Below are 12,892 nucleotides of genomic sequence, written 5' to 3' on the forward strand. Positions count from 1 at the left end.
ACAGAGAGGAGAGTGCAAATGAAAAAATTAAAATTTAAAAAGATGTTGTTTTGTATGGTGATGGTACTCGGCATCTTGTCAACCATGCTGATAGCCTCGGTCCAGGCGCAAGACGATGACAATATGACAGCGATAACTATAAAAGGCGACGGGGTTGAAAAGGAAGTATCACTTACTGTGAAAGAATTTAGAGAACTGTCGGAAAAGGAACCCAGTTATACCTACTCCGGCTATAATCACTGGCCATCCTTGCAGGTTTTCAAAAATGCGAAAGGGGTAACCCTTGAAACGCTGCTGGAGATGGCAGGAATAAAGGAAAATGCCACCATGATTATATTCAGAGATTCAAAAGGTGCATACAGCAACTTTACAAAACAACAATTGCTTGATGATGAAAGGTATTATTTCCCGGACGGTGACACCGGGGATCTCTCAGAATGGCCGCCGCAGCGCACTGAAGAAGGGAAAGTACCGGTCAAAGCGATGATTTCTCTTAGTTGTGAAAGATCCAGTTCGTTGGAAGATGATTCAAGAATGGAGCTCTATGGCAAGCTGCTATACGGACAAAGGTGTCCTATTGAGCCGACTGCCTGCAAAAGCGAGCAGATAGAGGGCTTGCTTCCGGAGAGTACGATTATTGTGTCTACAGAGACTCCCCCGAAATGGGACGCACCGGATGCTTATCCCGGCTCCGGCACAGTCATTCCCGGCACCAAGGTAATACTGCAGCATGGGGATGGAACACCATATGGTGCAATTGTGCATTATACCCTTGATGGAAGTGAACCCACCGTGAAAAGCCCGATATATAATATCAGCTACCCTACCTTCCAGCCGCATTTAAATGCACCGATACCCATTACCGGGAAAATGACAATCAAGGCGAGGACGATCGGGTCGGGTAAAGCGGACAGCGATGTAGTAACTTACGAATATGATCTCGGTTCACTGGCCTGTACGATTAAAGGAGCAGGCTTAACCGAACCGGTTTACTATGCGCTTGAGACATTGAAGGCAATGACACCTGTAACAGCAAGCTATCAATGCGCTGAAGGGGGACAGGCTGTAAGCCTAAACGGCAAAGGAGTACTTTTAGGCAGCCTTCTTAACCAATTGTCTGCTTCCGGCAGATGGATGGTTAAATTCGTATCGGTCACAGGCGAAGAATATGACGGCGGTACGGTACAGGATATCAAGGACAAGCTGTGTATGCTTGCATACGAAGTAAACGGGTCCGCAGTTGAGGATGTGTCGGGGGATACCACGACATACATTCAAATACTGTGCAATCAAGGCAGCGTGCTGAAAAACATTGATACCATCAAGCTTGTTAACGTTGATGATGAAATAACCATCAGCAGTGTCAAACTGCTTGATGTCACAGGACAGGCAGTGACTTCCGTAGCGCCCGGAGGAGGATACTGCATAGAAGCTGATTTCATTAATGCTGTAGATGCGGCAGAGGACGCGCTGCTGGTATTCCGGGTACGCAGCGGAGAAGGAACTGCGGCTTATGCCGGAGGCAAAACGATAGGATATGCGGCTGTCCGGACTCAAGTTGCCGTAAGCGGAGGCAAGGCTTGTGCCGAATTTATCATGCCTTCGGATTTAAGCGGGAAGGCATATGTGGATGTGCTTGCCCTTGATAGTGAAAGCAGCGGTGTCAGTTTAGGAAAAGACAATCATGACTTGAGTTTTGATATTGAATAGAATATCTCTTTGTAAAGGGGAAAGGGGGATAAAATGAAGTCTATACAGTGCAGTAAGAAGATATTTTGCATTTTTCTGGTTTTGGTAATGCTGCTGCCGTGCACTGGCATTGCTTATGCCGATAACCGAGAAGTGCAGGTGAGCCTCACCACTCCGAGCACCCACCGGATATATATGCCGGGAGAGACAATTTTAATAAGCGGTACTTCCGCAGGGTTAGGTGAGGTAGCAGTTGCTGTCCATAATTCAAATAGTGAATTGATATTTGCAGATCAGCCTAAAGTTAAAAACGGAGCCTTTACAACCGATTTTACCCTTGAACAGGCTGCAAAAGAAGGCCGGTATACGATTTCTCTCGGGGGTCTTGGACTTCCCGCCAAGCAGACGTATACCTTTACGGTCAATGATACCGGAAGTGCCGTCATTAACGTTCAAAAGCCGCAAGCCGGCCAGCAGTTCAAAGCCGGAGAAGTTGTGGAAATAGAAGGTACGGCGCAAAGAGTGGATTCATTTGCGGTTTGTGTACGCAACAGCAAAGGGGGACGGATTTTTACCGCCCAGCCGGTTGTGAAAAATGGCGCTTTTTATACAAAATTCACTTTGCCGGATGATACATTGGCCGGTGAGTACAACATTTGTGTTACCGCTGCGGGGATTGAGGCCGCACAGAATTACAGCATTACGGTAGCAGCATCGGGAGGAAATACTCCGGGCGGCCCGGTTATCGGAGAGGATACAATCTTGACCATCAGCGGCAGTGGTGTGTATAAGGCAGCGTCCTTTACGCTTGAAGACCTGCAGGCAATGAACCAGAAAACGGTCTTGTATTCGGTAACAAGTGATTATCCCGAAGATTTATTCGTGATTGCCCAGGGTGTTACACTTAAAGATTTGCTCAATCAGGCAGGAGGCCTGACAAGTGATGCCCAGACCATAACGTTCACAGCCAGTGATGGATACATGGCTGCATTTACTGTCGATGAACTGATAGATCAAAACCGGTATATGTTCCCGGATAAAAAACCCGTGGATGCTTTAATCGCACTGAAACGGGCGGAGAGATCCACAGCGGAAAGTGATATGACAAGCAGTGAGGCACCTGTATTATGCTTTGGCCAGCGGGCACAAACAGAGCAGACGTTATTCTCCTTCATCAAATATGTGCAAGACATTACCGTATCCACCTCAGATCCGGGACAGTGGGCAGCACCTACGGCAAAGATAGCGGATCAAAACGGGGATAAGTATTCGGCGGTTGCTACGCAGGGAGGCGAAGTAAAAAGCGGCTCAAAAGTATTTCTATTTACAAACGCGACGGATAAAGTGAAGATTTATTATACTACCGACGGCAGTACACCCGGTCTTAACAGCCCGATCTTCAATCCGCATGGATGCGGACCGGAAGTAGGTGTGTACGATCCTGTTGTGGTGAATAAAGACACTGTCGTCAAAGCGATGGCGATTGGTGCCGGAAGAGAAAACAGCGATGCTGCCACGTTCAGCTTTACCGCTGCAGCTTTAACGGCAGCTCCGGATGCGGCAGGGCGGCAGGTAGACGAAACAAATGTTAAAAGAGAAATTTTGAACCTTGACAACGGCCGCAAGGGAGAGAAAATTACCTTGCTGGAAGGTGTAGGCGAAGACATAGAAAAAGCGGAAAACGGAAGCCGATTGGCTGTTGCTTCTACCGACGATGTGGATGAAGTGAGAGTCGAGGTATCGGCAGCAGTCCTCCAAAAAGCAAAAGAAAAAGGATTGGCGATAGGCATTGACAGTCTCAATGGAAGCTATACCCTGCCGCTGGGTGCCGTCGATTTCGACGGGATAGCTGCCGAGCTCGGCGTCAAGGCTGAAGATTTAATCCTGAATATCACTATTTCAAAAGCAACGGCCGATGAAAAGAGCGAACTTTCTGACGGTGTAAAGGAAGGGCAGCAGATGTTGGCCGAGCCGGTTGAATTTACCGTTGAAGTAAGCACTTCCGACGGGAAGAAGAAAGAGTTTAAGTATTTCGGCGGCACATATGTGGAGCGTAATATCCCGCTGAGCAGTGATGCCGATGCCAATAGAGCCATAGGGGTTGTCTGGAACGGAGGAAACGGAAGATTCAGGCCTGTCCCGACACGTTTTGAAACAAAAGACGGCAAGAGTTATGCGGTCATACTGAGCAGAACCAACAGTTTGTATACCGTATTGCAGTCAAGCAAAACCTTTGCGGATATACAGGGCTGCTGGGCACAAGAGGATATAGAGCTGTTAGCATCCAAGATGCTGGTATCCGGTAAAAGCGAGACATCTTATGAACCGGACAGCAATGTAACCCGTGCGGAATTTGCCGCGCTGCTCGTGAGGGCCCTGGGGCTTGAAGAAGGAATCTTAAAGGAAGGACAGTATAAGGATGTGGCTACCGCAGACTGGTATGCGGGAAGTGTAGCGGCTGCTTCGGAAGAAAAAATCATCACCGGCTATGAGGACGGCACGTTTAAGCCCAACAACAATATCACGCGTGAAGAAATGACGGTCATGATCGCACGTGCGGCAAATGCTGCCGGAAAAGCCGGGACACTGTCCGAAAGCGAGCAGTCACAGCTGCTGGAAAAATTCAGTGACAGCACGTCAATATCATCGTGGGCCGAGAAAGATGTTGCTCTGGCAGTAAAGGCAGAAATCATCAACGGCATGCCGGGCGGAGGATTTTCACCCGGTACCAACGCAGACAGGGCACAGAGTGCGGCGATCCTGAAGAGATTCCTCGCATATGTGAATTTTATTAACGGACAGCAAGCAAGGGAGGTGCCGGCAGAATGAAAAAATTTCTATCAATATTATTGTGTATGATGATGATGCTAACGTATATATCCCCGGCTTTGGCGGCGGTTTCAAGCAATGCATCTCTATCCGACATTGTCATTAACGACGGCTACTATGGCGTGAACCCGGTTTTCAGTTCACGCGTATATGCCTACACTGTGGAGGTGCTGGACAAAGAGACCGGGATCAGCATTAAACCGGAAACTGCTAGCTCGGCATCCACCATTAACATCAATGGAACGGCAATAGAGAACGGAAGCGCTTACGAATTTACCTTGGGGAACACAGCTGAAGAAAATACTGTCAGCATAGAGGTTACAGCCGAAAATGGAACCACGGTTAAGACCTATAACCTTACAATAAACCGGGTGCCGTATACATTCCCGGACTCCCTGGATACCCCTTTGGAATATTCAAACAGCGATTATGCCGTATACGGTAAAAAAATGGCGGCCGGTATCAAGCATATCGCGGTGGTCAAGCCCAACGGGAAAGTTGCGGTATGGGGAAACAATGACGGCCATCAGCTGGATGTGCCTGAAGAACTGGCAAATGATAAAGTGACGGCAGTGGCGGCAGGTGAAACCCACACACTGGCTTTGACCGAGGACGGTCGTGTATTTGCCTGGGGGAGTGTATGTATCGACAGCTCCCTCGATGATGCACCGGTTTCAATTCCGGATAGTGTGAACAATGTACAAGGACATATCAAATTAATAGTGGCCGGCGGAAACATGTCGGCCGTAGTTACGGATACAAACCAGGTCATCACGTGGGGATTTGCTGTCAGTACGGCAGTCACAAACGAGATACCCTCTCCGGCTGATTTCGGAGATATAGTATCGATGGCGATAAACAATCACTGTGCAATTGCTCTTAACAAGGACGGAAAAGTAACTGTATGGGGCGATTCTAGTTGTACCGATTATAACACCGGCTTAATAACCGGCAGTAATGTGGTTTCGGTAGCCGCAGGACAGAAATACTGGCTTGCCCTTCTAAATGACGGAAAAGTTATAGTGACAGGTGCTGAGAAGGACATCCGGCAATGCAGAGGTATTCAGTATGAAAACGGTGTGCGCGCGATTGGGTCAGGATGGCTGTCAACATCGGCGGTTCTGGACGACGGGTCAATTATGGTTTGGAATAAGTACCCGACGGAGACAGGGGGATATCTTGGTAAGCCGGACGGTGAAGTGATTACAGGTCCGGAGGACAATATAGCGGCGCTGTCAACAACGGTAGTAAATGAAGTCATTATTTGCGCAATGAAAGATGACGGTTCTCTATTCGTCAGGGCTGCTCCGGCGGCTACGGATTGGGCACTTGTCAATAATATGCCGTCAGGGCTTAACCTGAGGCACATGGCCGAGCCCGGCGCGGACCTCAAAGCCCTGACGGTGGACGGGTATACTTTGAGTCCGTCGTTTGACCCGGATACCACAGATTATTCAATCAGCGTGCCCAGTGTTGTAGAAAGCGTGTACGTGACGGCAGATGTCTCTTATGACAGCGCAGCGCTGAAGATCAACGGAAACGATGCGGTAAAAAATGTGACGCAGGCGGTCTACATCGGTTCCGGTGATACCATGATTACGATAGGGGTATCGGCGGGAGACGATATTTCAAAGACATATACGGTAGACGTAAAAAGGGCGGCGGAAACTGCCAAGAGCAGTAACGCGGACTTGAAAAGCCTTAGCATATCCCATGACGGTACCGGCTATCCTCTGAGCACAAACTTTGATGCCGACACGGTGGCGTACTCGGTCTATGTGCCAGGTACGGTAGTAAGTGTGGAGATCATGGCCGAAACCTCCGATGACGGCGCAGCGCTTAAAATATACGGCAAAAATGCCGTAAGCGGAGTAGCCGAGGCGGTGTATCTCGCCCAGGGGGATACAACCATTCCCATCGTTGTAACGGCCGAAGACGGCACGGTAAAAACCTACACCGTCGTTGCCGGAAGAACGGCAGATTCGGGAAAAAGCAGTGATTCATCGCTGAGCAGCCTCTCGGTGGACGGTTATGCCTTAAGCCCTGCGTTCAGCAGCGGGATAACAGGGTATTCGGTCGCTGTTTCGGAGGATGTGACAAGCCTGGATATCACGGCGGTTGCTTCGGATGGCGGCGCAACGTTTGAAATCAACGGAAAAGATGCAAAAAGCAGCGTGGCCGAGGCGGTCTACGTAGGGGCAGGCACTGCCGTCGTCACCATCGCGGTAACGGCCGAAGACGGCATACATCATAGCAGCTACACCATAAACGTCGGAAGGGAAAGCGGTTCCGTACCCCAGGGGCCGGGACTGGCTGCAGGCACATTTCATGCGGCGGCCGTACTGCAGGACGGGACAGTGGCAGCATGGGGAGATAATACATACGGGCAGTTGAATGTCTCGCCGGGAACAAGAGATGTCAAGGCACTTGCGGCAGGAATGAATCATACGCTAGCCTTAAACAGTGCCGGGAAAGTAACGGCCTGGGGGCGGAATAGTAATGGGCAGTGTAATATCCCCGATGCTTTGCAAGACAGGAGCGTGATTGCAATCGCAGCAGGACCGGATTGCAGCGCTGCGCTTACGGCCGACAAGCAGTTATATGTCTGGGGTGTGTTCGGGTGGAATTTGCAATTTTCCAGCATCACGCTGGATCTTAATGCGATAGACAGCCTTAGCGGCAAGACGGTTTCGGCGATCGCATTAAGCCGGTTTTATTTGATGGCTGTCGATTCGGACGGCAATGTGACGTGCTGGGATTGCTCATCGGGAACCTATGAGCTTTGTGATACGCCGGAGGCATTCGTGCAAAATATTGCAGTTATATCTGCTTTTTACAACAATATTCTTGGACTGAAGTCGGACGGGACGGTGGTTTGCTGGGACAGCACCGCATATGCCGTACCGGCCGGACTCCCGGGTGTGAAGGCTGTGGCTGCGGGGAGAGCTTTCTGTGCCGCTCTCGGCATCGACGGAAAGGTATATGCCTGGGGAGACAACAAATACGGACAGTGCAATGTTCCGGAGGGGTTGGAAAATGTGCAGGCGCTGGCTGCAGGTGACTATGACGTGTATGCGCTGAAAGAGGACGGCACGGTCCTTTCGTGGGGCTGGAACAAATCAGGAGAAGGGGATGTTCCTTCGGGGCTCAATCTATCAAGTATGGTGAGCAGCAACAACATGCTGGAAAGCCTTTCGGTGGTGGATAGAAACGGAAAGGAAGCAGTTTTAATGCCAAGCTTCGGCAGTGCCGGTACCGAATTCGCCGTTGACGTATTGGGAGAAAAGGTGGATATCACGGCGCAGGCCTTCAGCAGCAAGGCAGCACTCAAAATAAACGGAGATACGATGGAAAACGGTGCGGCAAAAACACTGTACCTCGGCGCCGAAGGCAGCACCACGGCGGTTACCGTGGCGGTTACGGCTGAGGACGGCAAAATCAGGAGCTATGTACTAAATATCAAACGGGTGGACGGAAGCTTTACACTGCCGGAGACTCCGGAGGGATACCGCGCCGGGAAAGACGCTGCTTATGCCGGTCTGATTTCGACAAGTTATAGCGGAGACAGGGTGCTGGCGGTCAAAAAGGACGGTAAGGTAGTGGCATGGGGAAATAATCCTACTAATCATGGCCAGGGCAATGTGCCTGCCGGGCTCAAGGATGTCATTGCCGTGGCAGCCGGGAGTAATAAAAGCCTTGCGCTTAAAAAGGACGGAACAGTTACGGAATGGGGATATAAAGGATATTATGGAAATAAATGGTCGGCTATGCCGGAGGGCTTGAAAGACATCGTGGATATATCCGCATATTGGAATGCTTATGGAGCTGTGGATAAAAACGGGAAAGCTTATGTCTGGGGAGACAATCAATACGGACAGTGCGATATCCCCGATGGGCTGACCGGCGTGGCCGATATCGCCTGCGGATTCAAGCATGTGCTGGTGCTGAAGTCGGACGGCACGGTGGCGGCATGGGGGGATAATGCTAATGGCCAATGCGATGTCCCTGTCGGATTGGAGCATGTCATAGCGGTTGCTGCCGGCATTAGTAGATCTATGGCATTGAAGGCTGACGGTACCGTAGCGGTATGGGGAAAGAACACTGCGGGATTAAAAATAAATAGTTTGGAGCCGCAGTATATACGGGCGATCTCTGCCGGCGGCAAATATTGCACCGCTGTAAAATGGGACGGAAGCCTGATTGTCTGGGGAGATCTTAATGGTGTGAGGGATGAGAACATTGATATCGGCATCGCGGATCCACTGGATAAAAAGGTGATTGCGGAAAGCGCAGGAGGAGAACTCCTGGTGGCACTGTACGAGGACGGCTCACTGGGGGCATGGATGAAATATGACAAGTATAGTTATAATATGTATAGTCAGTTGGACGTGCCGGAGGGGCTCAACCTATTTGCCGACGACACCGAATACACCGGACCTGTGCCTGCAATCCCTCAAACTCCTGCCGCATATGCCGATAGCATCTATATGAAAGCAAATGATAAATTATATTGCGGTACAAGTAGCTTCGGAATTAAAGCCGACGGTACCGTCAAACGCTTGAGCTATCATTCCGATGTGGATATGGGTGTGCCGGACGGACTTGAAAATGTCAAAGCGCTGGCATACTCGGGCGGTACTGTCATGGCGCTGCAGGAGGACGGAAAGGTAGTTGTATGGGGATATGACGGCGATGGACAGTGTAATGTCCCGGAAACGTGCAATACGGGCGTGACGGCAATTGCCGCATCAACAGGATATGCTACTTCGGCACACTGCATGGCGTTAATGAGCGACGGGACTGTTGAAGCGTGGGGCAATAGCTATTATGGGCAGTGCGATGTGCCGGAAGCCCTCACCGGAGTCACAGCCATTTCGGCAGGATATGACCACAGCCTGGCCCTGAAAGACGACGGAACGGTAGCGGCATGGGGGCATAACGACTGTGGGCAGTGCGATGTACCTGAGGGGTTAAGCGATGTGGCGTGCATATATGCTTCATATAGATTTTCGGCAGCATTGAAAAATGACGGGACGGTAGTTGCCTGGGGTGATAACAGTCTTGGGCAATGCGATGTACCTGAAGGATTGAGCGGTGTGGTATATGTTTCAGTGAGTAATTATACCTGCGCAGCTTTAAAAAGCAACGGCACCGTTGCGGTTTGGGGCCACAATGACTACGGAGTCCGGAACGTGCCGGTGGGCTTGCATGATGTAACCTATGTTAATATTGAGGGTAGTAATTATGTAACTGCCGTTAAAACCGATGGTACGATAATGGGATGGGGATATCAAAAACACAGGAAATGTCTGGAAGACTATACGAATGTGCTTGCGGTAAAGGGCATGACGGTAATATTCCGGGACGGAAGTGCCGAATATGCGGATAAAAGTTATTCACATTATGATGAGATAAATGATTTTCTATCCGGACTCAACGTATTGCGGGGCCACTATCTAACAACAGAAGACGTTGAGCTGACCGATGCAAACGGTGAAAGCATCCAAACGGTTTTTGCCGGAGGAAGCTGCCGGATCAATGCGAAAATATCCAACATCTGCAGTGAAGCAAAGAAAGGACTGGTCATCATTCAGCTGCGCGGAGGCGAAGGAGCCGCTGCCGGCGGAGGCGGAAGGGTGCTCGGCTGCACAGCGAAGGACGGCGATATCCCGGCGTTTGGGGAGTCGACGGCAAGTGCCGACTTTATAATACCCGGGGATATCGGAGGAACAGTCTATGCCGATGTGTTTGTCTGGAACGGCTGGGATGAGATGGTGCCCAATGCGGAACCGGTGCAGACGCTTCAATTTACCGTAACACAGTAGGAAGTATATTAAGGGGGAGAAGAAGTATGGAGAAGAAAAAGGGCCTGCTGAAGAGCCTGAGAGCAATATCCTTTGTGACGCTTATTGCAGTCATTGCTTTTGCCGTACAGGCAGCAGCTGCTGATGATACCTCCGGTCCGGACCATGTAGTCCTGTCTTGGACCGGAGACCCCCGGACCACCCAAACGGTGGCCTGGCGGGACGGGTCCGGCGTGACAGAGGCAAAGGTTCAATATATAGAGCAAAGCAAGGTAACCGATGGGTTTGCCGGCGCGGCTGAAAAAGCTGCCGTCTGCAGCGAACTGTATACGGGCTACAGCCACTTTGAAGCGACGCTGGAAGGCCTGCAGCCCGGCGCCGCCTATAACTACCGCGTCGGAACCGATGGCTCATGGAGTGAAACGGCTTCATTTACAACCCAGGCATCCGGCATAGAAAGATTTTCATTTATGGATATGGGCGATATCCAGGAAGGCGGTGATACCGGACCATGGAAAAAGCTGCTGCAGGAAGCCCTCGCCAATGACCCGGATATCAGGTTTTCGCTGGTTAACGGCGACCAGATCGACAATCCTAACGATATCACACAGTGGAACAAGTTCTATGAAGCTGCAGAACGTGTTTTCGACCGCATTCCGATGATGACTGCACTGGGCAATCATGAATATGCGAATAAGGATATGTACTGCAAGGCAATGGCGCTTCCGCAGAACGGGCCTGACGGGTATAAGGAGCAGTTCTATTCCTTCGATTACGCAAATGCGCATTTTGTAGTTCTTGACAGCAATGTCATGGGAGATGGCGAGCAATGCAAATCTGAGATAGAATGGCTGGAAAATGACTTAAAAAACAGCACTAAAAAATGGAAGTTTGCCATATTCCACCACCCGCCTTACTGCGTCAATTCGGGAAACTCGGGCGACGATGTAAAGGCTGAGATGATGAGGGAAAGCTGGGTGCCTGTCCTTGAAGAAAACGGCGTGGATATGGTCTTTGTAGGACACCAGCATATGTACATGCGTACTTTCCCGATAAAGGCCGGAGAGGTGCAGGAAAAGCAAACCGACGGTATAACCTATGTCATGGTGAATTCAAGCGACAAGTATTATGTTAATCCGGAGACCCATGACTATATCAAAAAAGTATTCTACGGAGCGGATGAAGGGACCAATAATTATACCGTCATCAATATTGACGGCAATGTCCTGACAATGACGACCAGAGACACCGATGGAAACGTTAAAGATATGTACAAGATCAATAAAAGCAAAGGGATGGATTCAAGCGTTGCCGTAACCGGTGTAAAGCTTCTGGACAGCTCGTTTAACCAAATTGAGACCGTATCGGCGGGCGGCAGCTTCCGGCTGCAGGCGCACATGGACAATTATACCGGTAAGCCGCAGACCGTAACGGCAGTAATGCAGGTGCGCGGCGGTGACGGTGCGGCAGCCGTAAGCGGCGGAGTACCGTTGGGAATAGTCAGCATGCGTGCGGATGTAGCTGTAGAAGGGGCGGATGTATATGCCGATTTTGCACTGTCCGATACGCCGTCAGGTACGGCTTATGTAGATGTATTTATTCTGGACGATGATAATGTCCCTGTTGATATGCCGTATCAGAAGTTCAGCTTTCAAATAAACTAAATTCAAATCTCAGCCAATTTTGGGCCGCAGCAGAACGAAAAAAATTAAAATACTAGGAGGCCATATCATGAAAAAGAAAATGCTTAAAAAACTCAGTTTACTGCTTGTTGTAGCGGTAGTTACATGCTTTACATGCGCAACTGCTTTTGCAGATTCTTCTTCGGTAACTATTTATCTGGATGGCAATTCAATAGGAACATATACTACAAGCCAATTGGATGCTGTGGCAAGCATTGATATTGTCCCTACTCAAACCTTTTCTAGCCATACTTGCAAAGGAGGCTTTGTCTTTAGATCCGCAACAGGATATGAATTGGCAGATGTGCTGAATTATGCACTAGCAGTGGCTAATACGGGTAAGACCACGGGTGATATAGATACTATAGAATTCGTGGGTACTGATGATTATACTTCAGATCCGGTAAGCTTAGATGACGTATTAACCGGAAAGTATTTCACGGCTGAAAATGATCTTTCAGGTGATGATGTTATAGCTGTAATCGCTAAAGAATATGGCTCAAGCACTCTATCTACCGACGGTTGCATCAGAAATGTCCACGGACAGCAGGCAGCTGGAGATGATACAATTGAAGATTGGGTTAGGGATCTGGACAAGATATACTTAACTTCAAATTAAGCACAACTGTATCAGTAAGTCAGCCTGACGGCTGAATAAACCTTACCAAACAGCTGCGGCCCTTATAAATATTTTTGATTATATATTTGTTTAAAATACGAATAAAGAGGCAGCATCATGTAAAAAGATGCCGCCGCAAACAGATGATTTTCCGGTAACGGAACATGAATCTGCCCGATTGATTAATGTCAAGACCGGAATATGGGATTTGGAGCCTGATCTTGAAATTAATCAGTGGGCAGATTTTAGAGTGTAATAGGGGGAGATAC

The 12,892-nt window shown here is 49.5% G+C and carries 6 protein-coding genes; all 6 read left to right on the forward strand.

All coding sequences use genetic code 11. The features are described 5' to 3' along the window. Window positions 1-18 precede the first annotated feature (18 nt). A complete protein-coding gene (locus QKW49_RS18330; protein WP_282864095.1) occupies window positions 19-1,710 on the forward strand; it encodes a chitobiase/beta-hexosaminidase C-terminal domain-containing protein in 1,692 nt (563 codons plus the stop codon). A gap of 33 nt (window positions 1,711-1,743) precedes the next feature. Further along, window positions 1,744-4,518 (forward strand): S-layer homology domain-containing protein, encoded by a 2,775-nt coding sequence (locus QKW49_RS18335; RefSeq protein WP_282864096.1) that lies wholly within the window; start codon window positions 1,744-1,746, stop codon window positions 4,516-4,518. Then, window positions 4,515-10,343 (forward strand): cadherin-like beta sandwich domain-containing protein, encoded by a 5,829-nt coding sequence (locus QKW49_RS18340; protein WP_282864097.1) that lies wholly within the window; start codon window positions 4,515-4,517, stop codon window positions 10,341-10,343. Before QKW49_RS18335 ends, QKW49_RS18340 begins: the two co-directional genes overlap by 4 nt. Window positions 10,344-10,369: 26 nt before the next feature. Further along, window positions 10,370-11,986, forward strand: coding sequence for a metallophosphoesterase family protein (locus tag QKW49_RS18345; RefSeq protein WP_282864098.1), 1,617 nt, complete (start codon window positions 10,370-10,372; stop codon window positions 11,984-11,986). Between the two features lie 67 nt (window positions 11,987-12,053). Beyond that, entirely contained in the window at window positions 12,054-12,623 is a 570-nt protein-coding gene (locus tag QKW49_RS18350) for a hypothetical protein (RefSeq protein WP_282864099.1), read from the forward strand. A 127-nt stretch (window positions 12,624-12,750) separates the two neighbouring features. Then, window positions 12,751-12,879, forward strand: a complete 129-nt coding sequence (locus QKW49_RS18355; protein ID WP_282864100.1) for a hypothetical protein — start codon at window positions 12,751-12,753, stop codon at window positions 12,877-12,879. Window positions 12,880-12,892: the final 13 nt, after the last annotated feature.

Source organism: Petroclostridium sp. X23, assembly GCF_030013905.1.
Classification (GTDB): domain Bacteria; phylum Bacillota; class Clostridia; order SK-Y3; family SK-Y3; genus X23.

What these genes read in the sequence shown, in the direction of transcription:
- QKW49_RS18330 (WP_282864095.1), top strand. Translation starts at nt 19, where the DNA reads ATGAAAAAATTAAAATTTAAAAAGATGTTGTTTTGTATGGTGATGGTA.
- QKW49_RS18335 (WP_282864096.1), top strand. Translation starts at nt 1,744, where the DNA reads ATGAAGTCTATACAGTGCAGTAAGAAGATATTTTGCATTTTTCTGGTT.
- QKW49_RS18340 (WP_282864097.1), top strand. Translation starts at nt 4,515, where the DNA reads ATGAAAAAATTTCTATCAATATTATTGTGTATGATGATGATGCTAACG.
- QKW49_RS18345 (WP_282864098.1), top strand. Translation starts at nt 10,370, where the DNA reads ATGGAGAAGAAAAAGGGCCTGCTGAAGAGCCTGAGAGCAATATCCTTT.
- QKW49_RS18350 (WP_282864099.1), top strand. Translation starts at nt 12,054, where the DNA reads ATGAAAAAGAAAATGCTTAAAAAACTCAGTTTACTGCTTGTTGTAGCG.
- QKW49_RS18355 (WP_282864100.1), top strand. Translation starts at nt 12,751, where the DNA reads ATGCCGCCGCAAACAGATGATTTTCCGGTAACGGAACATGAATCTGCC.